This window comes from Rhodoferax sp. ZS1R8, from assembly GCF_056521325.1.
In genome coordinates, this window is record NZ_JBWMBA010000003.1 from 25,740 (window position 1) to 48,008 (window position 22,269).

Genomic DNA, 22,269 nt, shown 5'->3' on the forward strand with positions numbered 1-22,269 from the left:
GGCGCAAAACCCTACTTTCCAGAGATTTCGCGGAAGAACGCATCAGGCGATGGCTTGCGCTGCAGAAAGGCTTCAACCAATTCCGACGGTGCCCGCTCGCCACCACTCTCCAGAATCAGCTTGCGGTAGCGTGTGCCCAGTTTGGTATCCATGACATTGCTGCCAAAGGCCGAGCGCATGTCCAGTGCAAGCACTTCCGACCACATATAGCCGTAGTAGCCGGCCTGGTAGCCACCCATCACGTGTCCAAAATTGGCGGGCACCATGGTGCCGGGCTCAAAGCCCAGCGGCGTTTTGCCTTCCAGCTCTGCCCAGGTTTGCATGGGGTCGACCACGGTGGGCGCGTGCAAAGCCATGTCCCATGCCGCATACAAACGCTGGCGGGCGTACGTGATGCCCTTGCCAAAGGCGCGTGACGCATTCATGCGCTCCATCAGCTTGGGGTCAATTGGTTTGCAGGTGGGGCACACCTGTGCAAACAAGGCCAGGGTCTCAGGCCGGCGCGACCACTCTTCGTACATCTGCGACGGTGCTTCGACGAAATCGCGCTTCACGCCAGTGCCGGCATTCAACACGTAGCGGGTCTTGGACAGCACGCCATGCATGATGTGGCCGAACTCGTGGAACAGCGTCTCCAGCTCGCGCTGGTCAAAGCCTTCGCGGCTGAAGTTGGTCACCAGCACTGATACGGGTGTGCGCCCTGCCACCATCGACACGCCGCGCACCGGAAAGGCCGCCGCATGCTTGTATTTGCCGTCACGCGGGAACAGGTCCAGGTAGAAGCTGGACAGGTATTTGCCGCTGGCTGTGTCGAAGACGTCATAGCCGCGCACATCGGCCTGCCACACGGGCAGGGTCGTGTTGGCCTTGAACTGCACGCCGTACAGTTTGCTGGTCACTTCCATCATCCACGCGATCGTCGGGTCGGTGGGAAACTGGGCGCGGACTTCCGACTGGTCCACGCTGTAGCGCAGCTTCTTGAGGCGTTGCTGGTAGAACGGCACGTCCCAGCGTTTGAGCATGGCATCCTTGTCGCCCGTTGTCGCGACTTTTTCCATGCGCAGCTCGTCCAGTTCCTTGCGCTCCAACGCCTCAACCTTGCCTTGCACGTCTTCCAGGAAACGGGTCACGGCCACTGCCTTACCGGCCATCCTGCGCTTGATCGTCCAATCCGCAAAATTGGTTTCACCCATCAACTGCGCCAACTCCAGGCGCAGCTTGACGGCTTCTTGCAGCAGGCCCAGGTTCTCCTGGCCGCCACGCTGTTGGAATGCAGTCCAGAACGCCTTGCGGGTAGCTTCCACCTGCACGTTGTTCATGATGGCATCGAACTCCGGGTAGTCCAGGCCAAACAGGTAGTTGCCCTCAGCATCCTTGGCGCGGTTGACCAGTGCGCTGGGCAGCATGCCTTGGAGCGCGGCTTCGGAAAACGCCAGCTTGGTCTTGGTGTCGCGCACGTTGCGCGCAAAGTCTTGCGACAGCTTGTCCAGGCGTTCAAAAATCACCTTGGCCTGCTCCCGCTTTGCGGCTGGCAGGCTAACCCCACGCTCTTCAAAGTCGTCCAGGATACTCTGGCGCGCCATGGCGTCGACTGCATCGGTGGTCTTCAGCGCCTTGACGCGCTGGAACAGGGCTTCGCTTTGCAGGTATTCGTTGGGCAAGGCCGACAGCAACAGATCACAGGCTTCAGCGGCCTTGCGCACCTCGGGGTCGGGGCTGGTCTCGGACAGCAGGCCGATAGGGCCGCCTATATCCTGCAAGCCCATGTCCAATACGTTCCAGGCATGCAACACGGTCTTGGTGTTGACCCGTGCCATCGGCAAGGCTTTGATCTTCTCGATCTGGCTGCGGGCCTGGGCGATGCTTTGCTCGCACAGCTTGGGGATGGCAGCCGCCGTGGGCTGGGCGATCACACCGCGCATGGTTGGCGCGGCGGCCATGGCTTGATAGGGTAAAAAGCACGCGGCTAAGGCCGCAAGCACCGTGGTTTGAAGCTTCATGGCAATCCTGAAATCGGGTTGAGAAAGGGATTGACCGGCTGGTGCCGGCAGACCCCAGACCGCCTTCTGGGCGCTAGGGCTGCGGGATTATAGGCAGCGACCCACGCAACGGCGGAGCGCGTGGAGATCAAATATGGTTCAGGAGCGCCGCAAGGCATCTACCCAGTCGGCGATGGCGTCCAGGTTGACCTGGTCATCCGCATGCACCAGGTAGCACTCCAGGTCTGACAGGGCCAGTTCGATATGGCCCAGTTCCGCATGGGCCAGGCCGCGGTCGCGGTACTCGGGCCAGGATTTGGGCAGCAGAATTACCAGGCGCTCCTGCACGGCCAGCAGGCGCTGCCAGTCGCTTTGGGACTTGTGGATTTCCTTGAGGTTGCGCAGCATGCGGGCAATGATCTCGCGCGACGGGGCTGTTTGCAGGTACAGGCCCAGCGGCGTTTCCAGCTCATCGTGCAGTCCGCTGCGCTTGCGGTAAGGCTCCAGCCGTTCTGATAGCTCTTCGCGGCTCAAGGATTTACCGGTGAGCGGGTCTATCACCACCTGCCCCATCGGCAAGTTGACCTTGACCAAAAAATGCCCTGGGAAGCCCACGCCCCGCACAGCCAACCCCAGGCCCTGGGCCAGTTCCATCCACAGCACGGCCAGCGCAATCGGTATGCCACGGCGGGTTTGCAGCAGGCGGTGGACAAAACTGTTGTCCGGGTCATAGAAGTCGTTGGCGTTGCCACCGAAACCTAAGTCCTGAAAGAAGAATGTGTTCAGCACCCGCAGCTTTTGCACCGGGCCCGTATCGGTGGCCAGGCGCCGGCGCACGCGGGCCAGCAACTGGTCGACCTCGCCCAGCACCGTCTGCACATCCATATCGGGGTATTCGTCGTGCGCCAGGCAGACGGCGGCCTCGAACAGCGCAAACTCGCTATCGCTTTCGACCAGAGACGCAAAGTACTCCAGTGGCGTGGGCTGTTCAAAGCACAGGTTCATGGCAACAAACCTTTCTTTCTTGCGCTAGCGCCGCAGCAGCTGCCTCACATTGAGTCCCGCCGCCCAGATCGCTCCAAAATAGATAGCAATACCACCAGTTATGTAGAGAGCCAGCAGTCCAATACGCTGTAGCTTCTCCGCCTTCAGGGCCACCCACGACACAGAGCCGTTGGCCCACATCAAAAACACAGCCAGCAAGGCACTGGCCGCCAACACCTGCAGCGCAAAACGCCCCCAGCCGGGTTGAGGAACATAGGTGCCACCGCGCACCAGGCCAATCAGTAGCCACAGCGCGTTGCACAAAGCCCCTACGCCAATCGCCAGCGCCAGACCCGCATGGGCCAACAGCGGCACGAACACAAGGTTCAGGCCCTGCGTAATCACGAGTACCGCAATACCGATCAGTGCCGGTGTCTTGATGTTCTGGTTGGCGAAGTAGCCTGGCGTCAATACTTTGATGGCCACCAGGCCCAGCAGGCCGGAGCCGTAGCCCATCAACGCGGTCGACGTCTGCAAGACGCTTTCGTCAGTATATGCACCGTTGTGAAACAACACCGCCACCAGCGGCTGCGAAAATGTAACAAGCGCTACGGCGCTTGGCACCGCTAACAAGACCACCAGGCGTAAGCCCCAGTCGATCATCTGCGAGAACTTGTCGTGGTCCTGGGCAGCCTTGGCCGCAGCCAACTGCGGCATCAGCACCACGCCCAGTGCCACGCCCAACATGGCGGTCGGAAACTCCATCAGCAAACTGGCGCCGTTCAGCCATGACACCGACCCGACCGCCAAATGCGACGCGATCTGCGTGTTGATGATGAGGGAAATTTGTGACACGCTTACGCCCAGCAAGGCCGGCCCCATCAGGTGTACTATCTTTTTGGTAGCAGGATCGGCCCATGCTGCGTGGGCTGCAGCCCAGCTAAGCCTGACCTTTGGGGCCAGGCCCATGCGCCACAGCGCCAGCAATATGGCCCCCAGTTGCAGCACGCCACCCAACATCACGCCGGCGGCCATCGCGTAAATGGGTTCGATGCCCATCTGTTTGAACCAGGGCGCGCCAAACCAGGCTGCCGCAATCATCGACACGTTCAGCAACACGGGCGTGGCTGCCGGAATGGCAAAATTTCTCCAGGTGTTGAGCACCCCCGCGCCCAGTGCAACCAACGACATGCATGCGATGTAGGGGAACATCCACCGCGTCATAAGCACCGCAGCGTCAAAGCCTTCTGGTGGCAGGCCGCTGGCCAATATGTAGACCAGCACTGGGGCACCCACTATGCCGAGGATGCAGGTCACCAGCAGTGACATGGTCAGCAGCGTGGCCACGGCATTGATCAGTGCGCGGGTGGAAGCTTCGCCCTCTTGCTCCTTGTTGCCAGCCAACACCGGCACAAATGCCTGGCTGAATGCACCCTCGGCAAACATGCGGCGTAACAAATTGGGGATGCGAAACGCCACCCAAAACGCGTCTGTCAGGGCGCTGACGCCAAAGATGGAATTCATCAGCACGTCGCGCACCAAACCGGTGATACGCGAGGCCAGCGTGAGTACGGAAACGATGGAGGCGGATTTGATAAGGCTCACGACGGGAGTGTAGCCCGCAAGGCGGGCCCGTCGGCATGCGCCCGCCACACGGCTGGGTTAAGCGCCGCCGTATAGCTTGATGCCCTGGAGCCCCCCGCCGGTTTGCCCGCTCAGGCCCAAAATGCTACAATCGCGGGCTTTGCTGGCATCATCCTCAGACACAAGGAATATTTACTATGGCATCTACAAAACCCAAGAAAAAGAACCCGCGCCTGGCGTCGGGCCGTAAACGCGTCCGTCAGGACACCAAAATCAATGCAGCAAACACCTCTTTGCGTTCCAAATACCGCACCGCGGTGAAGAACGTTGAGAAGGCAGTTCTGGCCGGCGACAAGACCAAGGCCACCGAACTGTTTGCGAAGATGCAAGCCGTGGTTGACACCGTGGCTGACAAGGGCATCTTCCACAAGAACAAGGCAGCACGCGACAAGAGCCGCCTGTCCACCAAGGTGAAAGCCTTGGCCGTCGCAGCAGCGTAAAACCTGCACGCCTGATCACTCAGGCAACTCGCACGAATTCCCGTAAAAAGGAATTCGCCGTTTGCACCGGGTGCGCTGCCAGCAAAGCAAAAAAGCCGTTCATTGAACGGCTTTTTTGTTGCCCGCTTGGTTTCGCCGCCGGGCCGCCCCAAGGCGTGGACTTGGGGTTTGCCAAGCGCACCCCCTCGGGGGGCAGAGAGCCACACGCTGTGGGCGAACGTGGGGGCTCTATCCTTCAGGTTTGATTTCAGGCCGCGTCTCGCTGACCTGCAGCTCGTTGTCCTTGGCAAAATTCAGGCAAAAATCCCAGGCCATGACGTCGTAGTCGCGCAAGTCGCGGTGGATGATGACGCACTTCTGGTTGCCGATGGATGTGGGCACGCACCAGGGCGAATAACCCAAGTGGCTGCCGGGTTGGGGGCCGCCCGGGCGAAATTGGCTCATGACACCAGCCAGACGCTCTGCCCAGTCGCTGGGCCTGAAGGTCTTTCCGCTGCGGGTCACTCCCAGGATGAAGATTTCTTTAGAAGACGTGTCGGGCATGGTGTTGTCGGCAACTGGTGGTTTGCGGCATGCAAACAGAGCGGTTGCGACGCGCATGGATTTTATCTGAGACAGGGCTACACAAGGCTGACGCGGTCAGCAAATACCGTGCCCATAACCAGTGCGGCGCAACATCACAGTGATGCCAAACTATCAAATAACTGCTGCAGTGCAGCGCCTAGAATCCATTTCAACAGCCCGTCACCCCGACACCGCGGGCTGCACTGTTCAACAACGACACCACCGACCCAGGAGTTTTTTCACATGACCGCAGCTGCATCCGCCACGCCCACCTCACCCCACGTGATGAACACCTACGGCCGTCTGCCTGTCGCACTGAGCCATGGCCAGGGTTGCCGCGTGTGGGACGTGAACGGCCGCGAGTACCTGGACGCGCTGGGTGGCATCGCCGTCAACACACTGGGGCACAACCACCCCAAGCTGGTCGCCGCACTGCAGGACCAGGTTACAAAACTGATCCACACCTCTAACTACTACCACGTGCCGCTGCAAGAAGAGCTGGCCAGCCTGCTGGTCGAGCGCTCCGGTATGACAAACGTGTTCTTCTGCTCCACCGGGCTTGAGGCCAACGAATGCGCGTTGAAGCTGGCCCGCAAGTTTGGCCATGACAAGGGCATTGAGCGCCCGGAGATCGTCGTCTACGAAAGGGCCTTCCATGGTCGCTCCATCGCCACGCTGAGCGCTACCGCCAACCCCAAGGTGCAGGCTGGTTTCGGCCCGCTGGTGGAAGGCTTTGTGCGCGTCGGCATCAACAATATCGACCAGCTCAAGGCCGCCACGGCCAACAACCCGAATGTGGTGGCAGTGTTCTTTGAAGCCATTCAGGGCGAAGGCGGCATCAATGAAATGCACATGGACTACCTGCGCGACGTGCGAAAGCTGTGCGATGAGCGCGACTGGCTGCTGATGATTGACGAAGTGCAATGCGGCATGGGCCGCACCGGCAAGTGGTTTGCCCACCAGTGGGCCGGTATCAAACCGGATGTGATGCCACTCGCCAAAGGTCTGGGCTCTGGCGTGCCGGTCGGCGCGGTCGTAGTCGGCCCCAAGGCCGCCAACATTTTTGCGCCCGGCAACCATGGCAGCACTTTTGGCGGCAACCCGCTGGCCATGCGCGCCGGTGTCACGACCATCCGCACGATGGAAGAAGAGAACCTGCTGGCCAATGCCGCCACGGTGGGCGAACACCTGAAGACTGCGCTCAAAAAAGGGCTGGCATCCGAGCTGGCCAGCGGCGCCGTCAAGGAAATCCGTGGCAACGGCCTGATGCTGGGCATAGACCTCTCCAAGCCCTGCGGCGCTCTGACCCAGCGCGCGTTGGACGCGGGCCTGCTGATCAGCGTTACCGCCGACACCGTGGTGCGCCTGGTGCCATCGCTGATTTTGACGACGGCAGAGGCCGACCAAATCGCGGCTATCCTGTGCCCCCTGATCTGTGCATTGTTGAAAGAGCAAACGCCATGAATCCCCTGACCGGCATTCCCAGCACGGTTCCCAAAGGTGCGCCGCCCGTGCGGCATTTCTTGCAGTTCACCGACCTCACTGCGGACGAGATCCACTACCTGATGGACCGTGCCGCTTTCATCAAGAACAAGTTCAAGACCTTTGTGCGCCACCACTCGCTGGTGGACCGTACGCTGGCCATGATTTTCGAGAAGGCTTCTACGCGTACGCGCGTGAGCTTCGAGGCCGGCATGTACCAATTGGGCGGCAGCGTGGTGCACCTGACCACGGGTGACAGCCAGCTGGGCCGCGCAGAGCCGATTGAAGACAGCGCCAAGGTCATCAGCCGCATGACCGACATCGTGATGATCCGTACGTTTGAGCAGACCAAGCTGGAACGCTTTGCTGCGCATTCGCGGGTGCCGGTCATCAACGGGCTGACCAATGAATTCCACCCTTGCCAGATCCTGGCGGACATCTTCACCTACATCGAACACCGGGGCCCTATCCAGGGCAAGACCGTGGTCTGGGTGGGCGATGGCAACAACATGGCCAACACCTGGCTGCAGGCCGCCGCGATTCTGGGCTTTCACCTGCGCGTAAGCACTCCGCGAGGCTATGAGCTGGATGAGAAAGTGGCCGTCACCCCTGATGGAATGGGCGTAGGCAGCTACAAAGTTTATAGCGACCCGCTGGAGGCCTGTAAGGATGCCGACCTGGTCACCACCGATGTGTGGACCAGCATGGGCTTCGAGGCCGAGAACGAAGCGCGCCGCAAGGCCTTCACCGCATGGTGCGTCAACGCCGAGATGATGGCCGCGGCCAAACCCGACGCGCTGTTCATGCACTGCCTGCCCGCCCACCGCGGTGAGGAAGTGGACGCCGACGTCATAGACGGCCCGCAGTCTGTGGTGTGGGACGAAGCCGAGAATCGCATGCACGTGCAAAAGGCACTGATGGAATACCTGCTCTTGGGCCGCCAGGAGTAGTGAATCTTTTGGGGGGCAGCGACCCGCGCAGCGGTGGAGCGTGGGGGCTACGTAACTATTCGTTACGAATCCCCTGCTGGGCAATCACCGCCCCTAGCGTCGCAACATCCTGGCGCATGCGGTTGGCCAGCCCCTCGGGCGATGAGCCCACCACCTGCCAGCCCTGTGCAAACAGGCGTTGGCGCATCTCGGGGCTGCGCGTAATGCTGCCCACCAAGGCGGCCAGCGTGTTGACCACGGCGGGTGGCATCGTCGTGGGTACCGCCACCGCATTCCACACTTCCAGATCAACCCCTTTGACGCCCAGCTCTGCCAGGCTGGCCAGCTCGGGCACCAGCGTGCTGCGGCCCGCCGATGTGACGGCAATTGCCTTCAGCCGGCCGGCCTGCACCTGGGGCATAGCCAGCCCCGGCGGCAAGAGTGCGAGCTGGATCTGCCCACCCAACAGCGCATTCACCACCTGGGGGTTACCCGGGTAGGGCACGTGCACGGGGGCCAGGCCGGTTTTGGCCTTCAGCAATTCCATGCCCAGGTGCGCCACCGTGCCCTGCCCCGGCGTGCCATAGCTCCAGCTGTTGCCGGCCTGCAAACCAACCTTGATGAAATCCTGCGCCGCGCCGGTGTAACTGGCCGGCACCACCAACACCAAAGGGGCCGTCGCCAACAGCGACACCGGCAGCAAGTCCTTGAACGGGTCATAGGGCGTCTTGGCGTTGAGCAGCTTGGCAATCGTCAGGTTGCCATTGATCATCAGCCCCAGCGTGTGGCCGTCCGTGGACTTGGCGACGATGTCGGCCGCGATATTGCCGCTGGCACCGGGCCGGTTGTCCACGATGACCGGTTGCCCCAAGGCCTTGGACAAGGGCTCTGCCAACGCGCGCGCCGTCAGGTCCGGGCTGGAGCCACCGGGGAAGCCCACCACAATGCGCACCGCTTTGCTGGGCCAGGGTGGTGTGGAAGCCGCTCGGGCCTGCACCGCGGCCAAACCGCCCAGGGCCAGAAATGTACGTCGCACGATCGCCATATTCGTCTGCTTTCTTGCTTGTTAACCGCGGTAGAGCCAGGGAACGTCCAACACACGCTCGCCCAGCAGCCGCATCGCCACATCGCGCCCCCAGCGCACGACACCCGTGGCATGAAAAATCTCGCCGTTGCGGAGGGACCGGGCCTGCACGCGCGCATTGCGCTGCCAGCGCTGCTGGGCATAGTGCTGCAGCCGTTCGGCCATGGACAGCCCGCCCTGCGCCAAAGCGCCCTGCAGGCAGGCCGCGTCTTCCATCGCCATGCCAGCGCCCTGGGCCATGTAGGGCCGCATGGGGTGGGCCGCATCGCCCAGCAGCGCCACGCGGCCTTGCGCCTGCTCGTGCGCGCCTGCCATCGGGGGGCGGTCGCACAGCACCCACAGGCCCCAGTGGGGGATGGCTGCGACTAGGTCCTGCATGGGACTGCACGTGCCCGCCATGGCGGTCTGCACATCGCGCGCGGCGGCGGCGTGGTCCCAATCCTGCACACTGCTTGCACCGACGGCACCCTCCACAATGACCACGACATTGAGGTAAGTGCCCGCGCGCACCGGGTACTGCACCACATGCAGTCTGGAGCCAAGCCACACGGTGACATCCTGGCTGCGCAGCGCGGCCGGCAAATCAGCTTGTGCCACCATCGCGCGGTAGGCCAAATGGCCAGTGACGCGCGGTGCGCCGAGCTGGGGCAGCAGCTGTTGGCGCACACTGCTCCACAAACCGTCCGCACCCACCAGGGCATCACCCACCCATTGCAAGCCCTGGTCGGTCTGCACCTGAACGGCGTTACCGGTGTCAACGAACGATGCCAGACGCTGCCCACTGTGCAGCACCGTGCTGCCCTGCTGCACCACGGCCGACAGCAGCATGCGGTGCAGGTCGGCACGGTGGATGGTGGCGTACGGCGCGCCATAGAGCGTGCGCGTGCGTTCGCCCAGGCGCAGGCAGCCCAGTTCGGCACCATCGGCAGCCGAGCGTACGCGCAGCACGTCCGGAAACGCCGCCACCTGCGTCAACGCCGGATCCAGCCCCCAGCCCTGCAACACGCGCACGACATTGGGGCCCATCTGTATGCCGGCACCCACCTCGCCAAACGCCGGCGCACGCTCCAGCAACTGCACCACCCAGCCCGCGCGCGAGCAGGCCAGCGCGGCCGCCAGGCCACCGATGCCACCACCGGCGATCAGAATTTGTTTGTCGTCCACGACCTCGTCTTGCATGGGGATATTGTCATCGCAGCGGAGGCGATACTACGGCCCGTGAATCACCACCTGCCCGCCACCGTGCTGCTACCCAGTGCGCAACGCCGTGTGCGCCAAGCCGGTGTTGGCCTGGTGATCGCAGGCCTGCACTGCGCGGGGCTGTTCGTGTGGTGGACTGCAGGGCCGGCCTTGCAATGGGTTCGCACCGAAGCGCGCCTGCCGACCATCGCAGTATGGCTGCCGTTGCCCGTAGCGGTGGACACCAAACCGGCGACCATCCCAAGCCGGGAGCCCCGTACACCGCACCTGCGGGCTGACCCGAAAATCGTCTCGCCGGAGCGTCCGGTGGGGGACGCATCTGCAGCACCAGTCTCGGATGGCGTCGTGGCACCCAGCGAGACGCGCGCTACCGCCGAAGCGCAACCTGCAAGCCCGGGCTCACTGAACCTGACACTGTCCCGCAAGGACATCGCGTCGGTGGCACCGCGCAGCTTTGCAGAGCAGTCCCCCTTCCATGGCCGCCTGCCCGCGACGGTGGAGCGGCAGATCGCCAGCGCGGCTGCGGCAACGGGCCCGTGGACCGAGGAGCGCGTGGACCACGACCACATCCGCTTTCGCCGAGGCAACACCTGCGTGATGATGCAGCGCCCGCGGGCTGCCAGCATTGATCCGTTCAGCGAAGCAGCGGCGCGGCTGCCGTGGCGGGCCAATGTGGCGGACTGTGCGGACTGAAAGCTGGCGGTCCGGGCAATCGCAACGCCCCATGGGGCCTGTCTCCGCACGTTGGCCGCCGAAATTCACTATTGTTTTGATAGCGGCTTACGCTCTCTGCACGGGGGCTACAGCCAGATTTGCCATATATACACCCCGTCAGACGGCCTTTTTGGTGCTTCAGCGGCGGGCCGGCAGCGCAGAATCTGCTGATGCACCCACGCACTTGCCTGCCCGCCCGCGCCCTGACCGCCCTTGTGGCCGGCCTGCTGCTGTGCCATGTGCCTCTGGGCTCGGCAGCAGAGAAGCTCAACCGTGTTGTTGTCCGACAGGCCCTGCTCGACCTCACGGTGGAGCTGCGCCAGGTCCGCGAAGGCCAGGAAGACGAGGACAATGCGGAGTCCGGCGGTGGCGCCTACACGGTGGGCACAGCCGGCAGCCGTCCCGTGGACTTTGCGCCGCAGTACGTGCGGGTGCGCAATGGCGAAAAGGCCAGCTTGCACATCAACCAATCCATGCCTATGCAGTGGGTGCAAAAGATCGAATCGCAAAGCGCCACGCTCAGCGCGGCCGGCACGTCGGCTAGCAACACCTCCGGCGGTATCACGCAAGCGGTGACGTGGATGGAATCAGGGCAGAGCCTGACGGTCACGCCGCATTGGCCGGGTGGCCAGCAGGCGGTGCGGGTCGAGATCGAGGCGCAGTCTTCGGCCGTGGACGAACGCATCAGCTCTGACCTGCCGGCCACCCAGCGCCAGCGCTACACCAGCACGGTCAGCGCGCCGCTGAACAAATGGGTCACGATTGCCAGCAGCGGCAAACCGGCGCGGGCCGGCAGCTACAGCAGCGCCGGCAGCAGCGAAGGCCGGAGGCTGGTGCAGATTCGCGTATCGCGCGAGCCTTGAACGCTAGAGACAGAGTTCGCGCAGCGCCGCCAGATCCACAATCTCCAGCGCCCCACGCTGCACACGGATCAGATCGCGGGCTTTCAGGTCATTCAGTATCTGGTTCGTCGTCTGGCGCGACACGCCAATCATCAGCGCCAGCTGCTCCTGCGTGATGGCCACTGTGCGGCGCGAGCTGCCCTCGTCCGCACCCTGGCCGTAGCCCTGGGCCATCTGCACCAGGCGGCGCATCACGCGCGTGGCGGCGGGCAGCACGGCCTGCTCTTCCATGTTGATGAAGGCCATGCGCAGCTTGTCGGCCATCAGCAGGGCCAGGTCACGCCAATGCTGCGGGTGGGCGTGCAGCCAGGCCTGCAGCGCCTCGTGCGGCACCTGCAGCAGCGTGCTCGGTTCGGCGGCGTGGGCATCGTGCGTACGCGTGGAGCCGTCAAACACCGAGATCTCGGCAAACCAGGTGGGTGGGGTCAGCAGGATCAGCAAGGCCTCTCGCGTGTCCTCCTGCTGCGCCTCCACCAGGCCCGACACGCGGATGGAGCCGCGCACCAGTGCGTACAGCCCGCAGGGTGGCCCGCCGCGCAAAAAGAGCGCATCGCCGGTCTGCAGCTGGCGCAGCTTGGCCATGTCCAGCAGGGCATCCGAAAACGCATCAGGCAACTGGGCGAACCAGCGGCCGGCGCGCAGCGTGGGCAGGTAGGGAGTGATGGCAGACATCAGGGTTTGCACCAATCTTGCAAAACAGGTTGTGTCGGGTACTTGACAGACACCCAGTATGCAACGGCCAGATGATGAAGGCATTGTCAATTACCTGGGCCCTCCACCATGAAAACCCTGACCGACCACCTGAGCCAATACGCCGCCTACCACCAAGACGGCCGCAATGTCGCCACCCACTTTGTCGGCATCCCGATGATCGTGGTGGCGGTGGCCACGCTGCTGTCGCGCCCCATGTGGATGGTGGGCGATATGCCCATGAGCCTTGCCGCCGTGGCCACCGTACTGAGCTGCCTGTTCTACCTGCGCCTGGACGTACGCTTTGGCATCACGATGACGCTGCTGATGGCGCTGTCGCTGGCGGCCGGCTTCTGGTTTGCGGCGCAGAGCACCGCCATCTGGCTCAGCGCCGGCCTTGGGCTGTTTGTTGCGGGCTGGGCCATCCAATTCCTGGGCCACTACTACGAGGGCAAAAAACCAGCCTTTGTGGATGACCTGTCCGGCCTGATCGTTGGCCCGCTGTTCCTGGTGGCCGAAGCAGCCTTCCATTTCCATATGCGCATGGAGGTCAAGGCCGCGATCGATGCACGCCTGGGCACACAAGCCAAGCCCGGCGGCCACCAAGCTGTCGCCGTGTAATGAACATCACCGCGCTACTGCCAACGCTGCTGTTGCTGGCGTTGGCGCTGGTGATGTTTGGGCTGGGCCTGTCACTCTCTATTGACGATTTCAAACGCCTGCGGGAACACCCGCGCTCCGTGCTGCTGGCGCTGGGCTTGCAGACGCTGGTGCTGCCCGCCGTGGCCTATGGGCTTATCGTGCTGCTGGGCATACAGCCGGTGTTTGCGGTAGGCCTGATGCTGCTGGCCGCGTCGCCCGGTGGCGTGTCGGCCAATCTGTTCAGCCATCTGTTTGGCGGCAACGTGGCGATGAATATTTCGCTGACCGCCGTCAACACCGTGCTGTCCATCGCCAGCCTGCCCTTGATTGCCAACTGGGCCATTGCCACCTTCATGCAGTCTGGCCAGATCGTGCCGCTGCAGTTTGGCAAGGTGCTGGAGGTGGTGGGTGTGATTTTGCTGCCGGTCATCATCGGCATGGTGGTGCGCGTCAAGGCGCACGCCTTCAGCGAGCGCATGGGCCAGCCGATGAAGCTGTTCAGCGCGCTGGTGCTGGCGGCATTTGCGCTCTTGGCCATCGTCAAGGAATGGACCGCGCTGACGGCCTCCTTCGCATCGCTGGGGCCACTGGTGCTGGCCTTCAACCTGGTCAGCCTGTTGCTGGGCTACTACCTGTCGCGCTGGGCGGGGCTGAACAAGTCCATGGCCACGGCCATCAGTTTCGAGATCGGCATCCACAACTCCACGCTGGCCATCTACGTGGCGCTGTCGGTGTTGGGCAATCTGCAGCTGGCGCTGCCGGCTGCGCTGTACTCGGTCAGCATGTACCTGACGGCCACGCTGTTTGGCATGCTGGTGCTGCGCCGCCCGGCGCGGCAAGAGTCACCTGCGTTATAGACGCGGGCGGGGGCCCCATGCGTAAATGTGCCACCAGCCACTTTGCGCAAAGAGGAGCCTATGCCGACGATCGATACCGAGACAGCAGCCAACACCGCGACCACGACCACCACCCACCACCGCATCTGCCCGCTGTGCGAGGCCTGTTGCGGTCTGGAGATCAAGGTCCAGGACAGCAAGGTCATCAGCATCCGCGGGCATGACGCCGATGTGTTCAGCGCCGGCTACATCTGCCCCAAGGGCGTGGCGCTGAAAGATTTGCACGAAGACCCGGACCGCCTGCGCACACCGCTGATCAAGCGCAACGGCGTGCACGTACCCGCCACCTGGGACGAGGCCTTTGCCGAGATTGAACGGCGCCTGCCACCGATACTCGCCGCGCATGGTCGCAATGCCGCCGGCATCGTCGTCGGCAACCCATCCGCCCACAAGATTGGTCTGCTGACCTACTTTGGCAAGCTGGCGCGCGCGCTGGGCACCAAGAATGTATTCTCCGCCTCCACGCTGGACCAGATGCCCAAGCAGCTCTCTAGCGGGCTGATGTTTGGCCATTGGTTGTCCATCGCACTGCCCGACATAACCCGCACAGATTACCTGCTGGTGCTGGGCGCCAACCCGCTGGTCAGCAACGGCAGCATGTGGACTGTGCCCGACTTCAAAGGCAAGGCCAAGGCGCTGCAGGCACGTGGCGGCCAGCTGGTGGTGGTGGACCCGCGCAAGACCGAGACCGCCGCGGTAGCCGATGCGCACCATTTCATCCGCCCCAATTCCGATGTGTTCTTGCTGGCCGCCATGGTGAACACGCTGTTCGCCGAAAGCCTGGTCAAACTGGGCACGGTGGGCGAATGGGTCAACGGTGTGGATGCCGTGCAGCAGGCCATCGCGCCATTTACACCTGAGGCCGCGGCAGCACGCTGCGGCATCAGCGCCGACACCATACGCGCCCTGACCCGCGAGCTGGCCACAGCACCCCGCGCCGCCGTGTACGCCCGCATCGGCACCTGCACGCAGGAGTACGGCACGCTGGCCAGCTGGCTGGTTGACGTGCTCAACACGCTGACCGGCAATCTGGATAAGGAAGGTGGTGTGTTGTTTGCGAAATCTGCCGCCTTTGCATCCAACACTGCGGGCAAGCCGGGCATTGGCAAGGGTGTATCTACAGGCCGCCACCACGCCCGCGTCAGCGGCGCACCCGAGGTCTATGGCGAGCTGCCAATGACCTGTATGGCTGAAGAGATCGAGACGCCCGGCGAAGGCCAGATGCGCGTGCTGTTCACCGTGGCCACCAACCCCGTGCTGTCCAGCCCCAATGGCCCGCGCTTGAGCAAGGCGCTGGACACGCTGGACTTCATGGTCAGCATGGACATCTACCTGAACGAGACCACGCGCCATGCGGACGTGATCCTGCCCGGCCAATCACCGCTGCAGGATTTCCACTACGACGTGGCCTTCCCCCAACTCTCGTGGCGCAACCACGCGCGCTACAGCCCGCCCGTGCTGCCGCCCACGCAGGGTCAGCCCGAGGAATGGCAGACGCTGCTCAAGCTCGCTGCCATCGTGCAGGGTAAGGGCGCAGATGCTGACGCCAACGCGCTGGACGACGCACAGTTTGCCGAAGACGCGCAGCGCCTGTTTGGCGAGCACGCAAACGCTGTCATTGAGGCCACCAAAGGATTAAAGGGCCCGCAGCGCACGCTGGAAGTCGCCCTGCGCAGCGGCCCTTATGGGGACCAGTGGGGCCGCAAGCCCGACGGCCTGACGCTGGCCAAGGTGCAGGCCTCCAACCCCACTGGCGGCATAGACCTGGGCGCGCTGCAACCCCGCATCCCCGAGATGCTGCGCACCCCCAGCGGCAAGGTGGAGCTGGCACCGCCATCATTGCTACAAGATTTGCAGCGCGCAGCCCAGGATGTACGGGGGCCAGCGCCCGATCTGGTCATCATCGGCAGGCGTGATGTGCGCACCAACAACAGCTGGATGCACAACCTGCCGATCCTGGCCAAAGGCCCGTTCCGCTGCACCGCGCTGGTCCACCCCACAGATGCCCAACGCCTGGGCCTGCAGGACGGCGTGCTGGCTGACATCCGCAGCGCCGGTGGGCATGTGCAGGCCCAAGTGCATGTGACCGCAGACATGATGCCCGGCGTCGTCAGCCTGCCGCACGGTTGGGGCCACAACGCTCGGGGCGCACAGCTACGTGTAGCGGCTGAGCGGCCAGGGGCGAATCTGAATGCGCTGCTGGATGATCAGCGGCGTGACCCGTTGTCGGGGAATGCGGTGCTGGGTGGAGTGGCGATTACGATGCAGGCGGTGGCGGCCTGACGGGGTATTCACTGGTCAAATCGGGCTGCAGCCCCCGTGCAGAGCGCGTAAGCCGCTACTGAAAACATAGCGGCTTTTGAGGCATCGTGGCAGCAGAGCGTGGGGCTAATGGATCGCGCACTCCTCTTTCAGGTTTTTCGGCTGCTGATCGCCGTCTGCCTTTGACATCTATGACATGTTTCTTTCGTTGTTAAACGCCTTGCACCAGCAGCGGCAAAGATCCGAGAAATAAAGATTTTTGGGGCTAGAGGCAATGCTTTGTGTAGCACTGTGGATAACGATGAATGATTCGCTGTAGCTACTTCGAGCACGTCGCCGTCCGATAGTCAACTCAAGCCAACGCATCCATAGCAACGCCAAACCGCTTTGCCAGCGCCTGGACTTGGCGCAAGTTCAGATCCCGTTTGCCTGACAGTACCGCAGACACCACACTTTGCGCGCCCACCTCGGGCAGATCGCTTTGACGCAGGCCGTGCTGCTCCATCAAAAAAGCCAGTCGGGTTGCAGGTGTGCTGGTGTCAGGCCATGGGTGCACTCGGTCCTCATACTCGCGGAGGCGGTCTGCAACCAAGTCCACCAAGCCGCTCATAGGGCCGCTCTCCAACGCAGACACATCGCTCATCAGGGCTTCAACCACGCCCATTAGCTGGTCGTAATGCGCCTCATCGCGTACGGGGCCACCCAAGCCCAGCGATTCATGCAGAGCAACCCAGTGGGATGTGATGTCAGAGAGGTTCATTTCCATGCTCCTTTGTCATATTCGCCGTGCGTCAGCACCGCTTTGACCCATACCAGGCCGGGATGAAACGCGATTGCCGCGACCAACCGGTACTTGTTGCCGCCAATATTAAAAACATATTTGTCGCCCACCTTGTCGACGCTGGCAAAGGTGGCCTTCAACTGGGCAAAGTTGGAAAAACTACCCGCTTCCATCAAACGCCTGAAGTCCTGCAAGGGCTGTTCAGCGTCCAGGTGGACTGCAGCGAATTCGCGCAACGCTTTGTTGGAGATCAACTTCATTGCCATTGCGGCAGTTTATAGCAATTTGCTATAAACAACAAGCAGCTGCAAGGTGATCGCATTTCGCACGCCTATTCCGGAGAACCTAATGAGGCCCGAGTTATTGGTTAAATCGGCCGCTAGCCCTCACGCAGCACGCGTAAGCAGCTACTCAAATCGTAGCAACTTGGCGGGCCTGACCCTAAACACTAGTGCTGCGCTAGCAGTGGTGAGATCGGGCTGTGCAGCTCGGGCAGCAAGCAGCGCGACGGCAAAAATGGCAGGGGGCAATCAAGAGCAGAAAGGCTCGTCAAAGTCGTAACCCTCCGCAGCGTGCAACTCCCACGCCCCGCCTCCCACCAGCTTTAGCACATGCGTATGGTGGCGCAGCACCGCGGGGCGGTGGGCGATGCTGATGAGGGTGGTACCCGCTTTGCGCAGACGCTCGTACAGTGCGCTTTCGTTGCTGCTATCCAGTGCGCTGGTGGCTTCGTCCAGGATGACGACGCTGGGCTGGCGCACGAGCACGCGGCCAAAGGCCAGGCGCTGCTGCTCGCCTACCGATAGCAGCTTCTCCCAATCGTGCACAGCATCCAGGCCACCTACGCGCTCGGCCAGTTCTTCCATGTGCACCTCGTTCAATATTTCCAGCAAGCGTTCGTCGCCGAGGCTCGTCTCCAGGCTCGGATAAATCAGTTGGCTGCGCAGGCTGCCCAGCTGCATGTAGGGCTGCTGCGGCAGGAAGAAAACATCGTCCAGCGGCGGCTGGTGGATCACGCCGGTGCCCGAGCGCCAAAGGCCGGCGATGGCCCGCAACAGCGAACTCTTGCCGCAGCCGCTGGCACCGGTGATCAGCAGGCCGTCGCCTGGCTTCAACTCCAGGCTCAGATCCTTGACCAGCAAACGTTCATGTTCGGGCGTGTACAGCGTGACCGACTCCAGTGCGAGATGGTCGCCGACCTGGGTCTGTATCTGCGGACGTTCCTTGTCGGCTTCGGCGGGCAGCGCATTGGGATCGGGCAGCACCAATCTCGACAAGGCCTGCAATCGGTCAATGCCTGCCACAAATCGGCTCAGGCTCTCAAAATTATCAACAATCAGCGCGACTGCACCCAGCACCGCGGCAAAGGCACCAGTCGCCTGCACAGCCCGGCCAATTTCCATCTCGCCCGACAACACAGCTTTGGCCAGGATCACGCTGGGTAACACGATGGTCAGTTGGTTGAAGCCACGTTGAAAGATGTTCAGCGCGCGCTGTTGCTTGATCAGCCGCGAGAAATTGGTAAACGCCTTGCCGAACTTGGTGTCGATCTGCGCGCGCTCCTGCGCCTCACCGCGGTAAAACGCGATGGACTCCGCGTTTTCGCGCAGGCGCATCAGTCCAAAGCGAAAATCGGCCTCACGCCGCAGCTGCCAGAAATTCAGCTGGATCAACGGCTTGCCGAAAATGTAGAGCGCAACGAACGTGCCCAGCAGCGCGTACACCGCCAGCACGCCGACCAGCAGATGCGAGATAGACCACAGCACCGTACTGAACGCGACCAGCTGCATCAACGAGCCTAAAAATATCAGCAGAAAGTGCGTGGACCGGCCGGTGAAGGTGTTGATGTCTTCGCTGATGCGCTGGTCCGGGTTGTCGATATCGCCCTGCGAACCCAGCGAATAGTATCTGCGGTCGTTCAGATAGCCATCCAAGAAGCGGCCGGTGAGCCAGCGCCGCCACTGGTTGGCGAACGCGTCGCGCATGTAGTAGTAGAAAGCGTAGATCGGCACGGCAAAGACCAGGATGCCCAGGCAAGCCTTCACCGAACTCCAGAACCGGTCGGCCTCCTTGCCCGCCAGTGCGGACGCCATCTCGCCGCTTTGGTCGTTCAGCATCACGGCAAATTGGGTCTCGGCCAGCATCAGTACGATCAGCAGCGCCAGCAAGGTCCATGCGGCTTTCTTTTGATCACCCAGCCAATATGGCTTGGCCACATTCACAAACTGCTTCCACGCAGCCAAAGAAAATGGCGATGGACGCCGCCGCGAAAAGGTGGGTTCGTCCGGGGCCGCTGCGGTCGCGGTGACAGGCTTGGAGATCGACGCGGGGATAGGCGCGGAGACAGGTACGGAGGGGCCTTTGGTAAGGCAAATGTTTGTGGCGGACATTCGCTGAGAATATTCGCGCAGCGCCGTCGCTTCCGTTCGATGCCACACTGAGGCCCTGCCGCGGGCGATCGACTGCGTGTCACGGAGTCAGAGCGTAGCCTCTTCCAGTAAGCGCTTCAGTGCTGCCAGTCCTAATGCTGCACGCTTACCCATCTCCCGCCTGACCAGCGGCAGCATCGCGTACCGGACGATCAGACTGTTGCTCCTGCTGAACATGCGCCAAGTGACCCCATAGGAATGGGGTCCCGTCGCGTGCAGCTCGATTTCCATGCGCGGCATCAGCGGCGGGCAACAAGCATCAATTGCGCACAGGGTGCCCGCATGATGGAAGAGAAGCGCGCAGCGGTGGATGTGCAGATTGCGAACTTGCGCAAAGTCAGCAAGGTGCTACTGAGGGAACAGCGTCGACTGGAAGAAAGAGCGCTGCACCACACAGGCTGATTGGCCTGCAGCCCTTACGTAGTGGGCGTAAGCAGCTACTAAATCAATAGCTATTTTTTTGAAGGCTGTTTTGCAGCCGCCGCGCCCAACCCCGCCAAATAGGTGTTCAGCGCCTGCGCGCCCACACCCTCCAGGTCAAAGGATGCAGGGTTCAACAGCCAGTTGTGCATCAGCCCGTCGATCAGCGAATGCAGGCCTATGCAGGCGGTGGGCAGCACGGTGCCGGGTGCCAGTTGACCGCAGGCAACGGCCAGCGCCAACAGCCGGTCCAAATCGGCCAGGCAGTCGGCGCGCTCGTTGATGTGGCGCTCGCGCAGGGCCTGCAGTTCATCCACGTACTCGACTTTATGTGAGGCGATTTCGAATACGCGGCGCACCTGCTGGTCGTGCACGGTCTGGTGGAAGGCGGTGCCGACATTGCGGCGCAGGTGCTGCAACGGGTCGGCCGCCTCCAGCTCGGGCTGGCTGTTGAAATTGGCCTCCATCGGCAGCGTCACGCGCTGCAACATGGCGTCAAACACATCGGCCTTGTTTTGGAAGTGCCAGTAAATGGCGCCGCGGGTCAAGCCGGCCTCTTGCGCGATCTCTTGCAGAGACGAGCGTGATACGCCGCGGCGCTGGAACACGTGCTCCGCCGCGTCCAGGATCTGGTCGCGGGTCACAAGGGCATCTTCTTTGGTGCGTCTGGCCATTTGTTCTAAGAATCTCCAACCTATTTTGGGCACATTGCGGCGCGGGCTACATACATTCAACGATGTATGTATACTAATTCAGAATTTTTTAATTTTCAGCCACTGGTCAGTGAATCGCCAATCTATCGCCGATCTATCGACCGTTGCTTGCCGATCTTGCTTGCCATTCTTTGTTGCCGCCGCATGCCTGGGCCCAACACCCCCTTTGCCACGCTGGCGTTTGCCAGGCCCCTCATCTAAAGAAGGATCCTCCATGTTCCCCATGCGCCCTGCCAAAGACCAGACGGCCCGCACGTTCACCCTGCACCGCCTTACGCTGGCGCTGGCGCCAGTGGCACTGTTGCTGGCGGCGTGCGGCGCCAAGGATGCGGCCCCCGGCGCGGCCGGTGGTGGTGGTGGTAGCGGTGCCGGTGGCCCACCCCCTGCCACCGTGGGCGTGATGACCGTCGCGAATGAAACCGTGGCGCTGCAGACCGAATTGCCCGGCCGCGTCAGCGCGCACCGCGTGGCGCAGGTGCGGGCACGGGTCAACGGTGTGGTGCTCAAGCAGTTGTTCCGTGAGGGCAGCGAGGTCAAAGCCGGCCAGGCCCTGTACCAGATCGACGCCGGCCCGTACCGCGCCGCGATGGAGAGCGCCCAGGCCAGCGTGGCCAAGGGCCAGGCCAATCTGGCACAGGCTGCCGCCCAGGTAGAACGCTACAAGCCACTGGTAGAAGCCAACGCGGTCAGCAAGCAGGAATACACCACGTTGGTCACATCGCAGAAGCAGGCCGAGGCCGATGTGGCCACCGCCAAGGCGGCAGCGCAGACCGCCCAGATCAACCTGGACTACGCATCTGTAAAAGCCCCTATCTCCGGCCGCATTGGCCAGTCCCTGGTGACCGAGGGTGCGCTGGTCAGCGCGGCAGAAGCCACACAACTGGCCGTGATCCAGCAGACCAATACGGTCTACGTCAACTTCACCCAGTCCACAACCGATGTGCTGCGCCTGCGCAAGGCGATTGCATCCAAACAGTTGCGCAGTGCGGGCGATGGCTCGGTGCCGGTGCGTGTCGTGCTGGAAGATGGCAGCGAGCTACCCCAGAAGGGAAAACTGCTGTTTACCGATCTGACAGTGGACGCGACCAGCGGCCAGATCACGCTGCGGGCCGAGGTGCCCAACCCCGATGGTCTGCTGCTACCCGGCCAGTATGTGCGCGTGCGGCTATCACAGGCCGAGTTGCCCTCCGGCATGCTGTTGCCGCAACAGGCGGTTACCCGCACCAGCCAGGGCGACACCGTGCTCGTGGTGGGTGCCGACAACAAACCTACGCCGCGCCCGGTCAAGATCGGCAGTGCCGCCCAGGGCAACCAGTGGGTGGTGTTGGATGGACTCAAGCCCGGGGAGCAGGTCATTGTGGACGGCTTCCAGAAGATGATGGTGCCCGGCGCACCCGTCAAACCCGTGCCTTGGAAGGCGGGCGCATCTGCTTCAGCCACCGCGGCTTCGGCGCCTGCGTCGTCTGCCGCCTCCGCCCCCGCAGCGGCCCCATCGGCCGCTGCCAGCAAATAAG

20 protein-coding genes are annotated in these 22,269 nt (G+C 62.6%); 9 read left to right on the forward strand and 11 right to left on the reverse strand.

From position 1 onward, the window contains the following. Positions 1-11: 11 nt before the first annotated feature. The 3 genes from AC097P_RS11020 to murJ form a co-directional block, all read right to left on the reverse strand. Positions 12-2,000: a M3 family metallopeptidase gene (locus AC097P_RS11020; RefSeq protein ID WP_479610465.1), complete on the reverse strand. Its 1,989-nt coding sequence runs from the start codon at positions 1,998-2,000 to the stop codon at positions 12-14. A gap of 138 nt (positions 2,001-2,138) precedes the next feature. Further along, entirely contained in the window at positions 2,139-2,984 is an 846-nt protein-coding gene (locus AC097P_RS11025) for a SirB1 family protein (RefSeq protein ID WP_479610466.1), read from the reverse strand. A gap of 24 nt (positions 2,985-3,008) precedes the next feature. Then, complete coding sequence (gene murJ / locus AC097P_RS11030) at positions 3,009-4,568, reverse strand: murein biosynthesis integral membrane protein MurJ (protein ID WP_479610467.1); 1,560 nt, start codon at positions 4,566-4,568, stop codon at positions 3,009-3,011. Positions 4,569-4,744: 176 nt separating this feature from the next. On the opposite strand from murJ, the gene rpsT reads away from it, so the two are divergent. After that, positions 4,745-5,047 (forward strand): 30S ribosomal protein S20, encoded by a 303-nt coding sequence (rpsT, locus tag AC097P_RS11035; RefSeq protein WP_479610468.1) that lies wholly within the window; start codon positions 4,745-4,747, stop codon positions 5,045-5,047. A 228-nt stretch (positions 5,048-5,275) separates the two neighbouring features. Here the strand turns inward: rpsT and AC097P_RS11040 are convergent, their stop codons facing one another. Next, complete coding sequence (locus AC097P_RS11040) at positions 5,276-5,590, reverse strand: DUF3579 domain-containing protein (RefSeq protein ID WP_479611059.1); 315 nt, start codon at positions 5,588-5,590, stop codon at positions 5,276-5,278. A 264-nt stretch (positions 5,591-5,854) separates the two neighbouring features. On the opposite strand from AC097P_RS11040, the gene AC097P_RS11045 reads away from it, so the two are divergent. Further along, on the forward strand, positions 5,855-7,075 hold the full coding sequence (locus AC097P_RS11045) for an acetylornithine/succinylornithine family transaminase (protein WP_479610469.1): 1,221 nt from the start codon (positions 5,855-5,857) through the stop codon (positions 7,073-7,075). Then, positions 7,072-8,043: an ornithine carbamoyltransferase gene (gene argF, locus AC097P_RS11050; RefSeq protein ID WP_479610470.1), complete on the forward strand. Its 972-nt coding sequence runs from the start codon at positions 7,072-7,074 to the stop codon at positions 8,041-8,043. The genes AC097P_RS11045 and argF overlap by 4 nt, the downstream gene beginning before the upstream one ends. A 55-nt stretch (positions 8,044-8,098) precedes the next feature. Here the strand turns inward: argF and AC097P_RS11055 are convergent, their stop codons facing one another. Further along, entirely contained in the window at positions 8,099-9,067 is a 969-nt protein-coding gene (locus AC097P_RS11055) for a Bug family tripartite tricarboxylate transporter substrate binding protein (protein ID WP_479610471.1), read from the reverse strand. A gap of 21 nt (positions 9,068-9,088) precedes the next feature. Beyond that, positions 9,089-10,285, reverse strand: a complete 1,197-nt coding sequence (locus tag AC097P_RS11060) for an FAD-dependent monooxygenase (RefSeq protein ID WP_479610472.1) — start codon at positions 10,283-10,285, stop codon at positions 9,089-9,091. Positions 10,286-10,324: 39 nt separating this feature from the next. On the opposite strand from AC097P_RS11060, the gene AC097P_RS11065 reads away from it, so the two are divergent. Beyond that, positions 10,325-10,999 carry a hypothetical protein gene (locus AC097P_RS11065; RefSeq protein WP_479610473.1) on the forward strand — a complete coding sequence of 225 codons (675 nt, stop codon included), beginning with the start codon at positions 10,325-10,327 and terminating at the stop codon, positions 10,997-10,999. Between the two features lie 191 nt (positions 11,000-11,190). Continuing rightward, complete coding sequence (locus AC097P_RS11070) at positions 11,191-11,883, forward strand: hypothetical protein (protein WP_479610474.1); 693 nt, start codon at positions 11,191-11,193, stop codon at positions 11,881-11,883. Between the two features lie 3 nt (positions 11,884-11,886). On the opposite strand, the gene AC097P_RS11075 is transcribed toward AC097P_RS11070, so the two are convergent. Further along, on the reverse strand, positions 11,887-12,594 hold the full coding sequence (locus tag AC097P_RS11075) for a Crp/Fnr family transcriptional regulator (RefSeq protein ID WP_479610475.1): 708 nt from the start codon (positions 12,592-12,594) through the stop codon (positions 11,887-11,889). A gap of 108 nt (positions 12,595-12,702) precedes the next feature. Between AC097P_RS11075 and AC097P_RS11080 the strand changes: the two genes are divergently transcribed. The 3 genes from AC097P_RS11080 to AC097P_RS11090 are packed head-to-tail and all read left to right on the forward strand — an operon-like array spanning position 12,703 to position 16,433. Further along, positions 12,703-13,233 carry an Mpo1 family 2-hydroxy fatty acid dioxygenase gene (locus AC097P_RS11080; RefSeq protein WP_479610476.1) on the forward strand — a complete coding sequence of 177 codons (531 nt, stop codon included), beginning with the start codon at positions 12,703-12,705 and terminating at the stop codon, positions 13,231-13,233. Further along, positions 13,233-14,111 (forward strand): bile acid:sodium symporter family protein, encoded by an 879-nt coding sequence (locus AC097P_RS11085; RefSeq protein ID WP_479610477.1) that lies wholly within the window; start codon positions 13,233-13,235, stop codon positions 14,109-14,111. Before AC097P_RS11080 ends, AC097P_RS11085 begins: the two co-directional genes overlap by 1 nt. 60 nt (positions 14,112-14,171) lie before the next feature. Further along, entirely contained in the window at positions 14,172-16,433 is a 2,262-nt protein-coding gene (locus AC097P_RS11090) for a molybdopterin-dependent oxidoreductase (protein WP_479610478.1), read from the forward strand. Positions 16,434-16,764: 331 nt separating this feature from the next. Here the strand turns inward: AC097P_RS11090 and AC097P_RS11095 are convergent, their stop codons facing one another. From AC097P_RS11095 to AC097P_RS11110, 4 genes are all read right to left on the reverse strand, one after another. Beyond that, positions 16,765-17,172 carry a helix-turn-helix domain-containing protein gene (locus AC097P_RS11095; protein ID WP_479610479.1) on the reverse strand — a complete coding sequence of 136 codons (408 nt, stop codon included), beginning with the start codon at positions 17,170-17,172 and terminating at the stop codon, positions 16,765-16,767. Then, positions 17,169-17,453: a type II toxin-antitoxin system HigB family toxin gene (locus AC097P_RS11100; RefSeq protein WP_479610480.1), complete on the reverse strand. Its 285-nt coding sequence runs from the start codon at positions 17,451-17,453 to the stop codon at positions 17,169-17,171. The genes AC097P_RS11095 and AC097P_RS11100 overlap by 4 nt, the downstream gene beginning before the upstream one ends. Positions 17,454-17,723: 270 nt before the next feature. Continuing rightward, a complete protein-coding gene (locus tag AC097P_RS11105) occupies positions 17,724-19,583 on the reverse strand; it encodes an ABC transporter ATP-binding protein/permease (RefSeq protein WP_479610481.1) in 1,860 nt (619 codons plus the stop codon). 491 nt (positions 19,584-20,074) lie between these two features. Then, positions 20,075-20,716, reverse strand: a complete 642-nt coding sequence (locus AC097P_RS11110; protein ID WP_479610482.1) for a TetR family transcriptional regulator — start codon at positions 20,714-20,716, stop codon at positions 20,075-20,077. A gap of 253 nt (positions 20,717-20,969) precedes the next feature. Between AC097P_RS11110 and AC097P_RS11115 the strand changes: the two genes are divergently transcribed. Continuing rightward, positions 20,970-22,268: an efflux RND transporter periplasmic adaptor subunit gene (locus AC097P_RS11115; protein WP_479610483.1), complete on the forward strand. Its 1,299-nt coding sequence runs from the start codon at positions 20,970-20,972 to the stop codon at positions 22,266-22,268. Position 22,269: the final 1 nt, after the last annotated feature.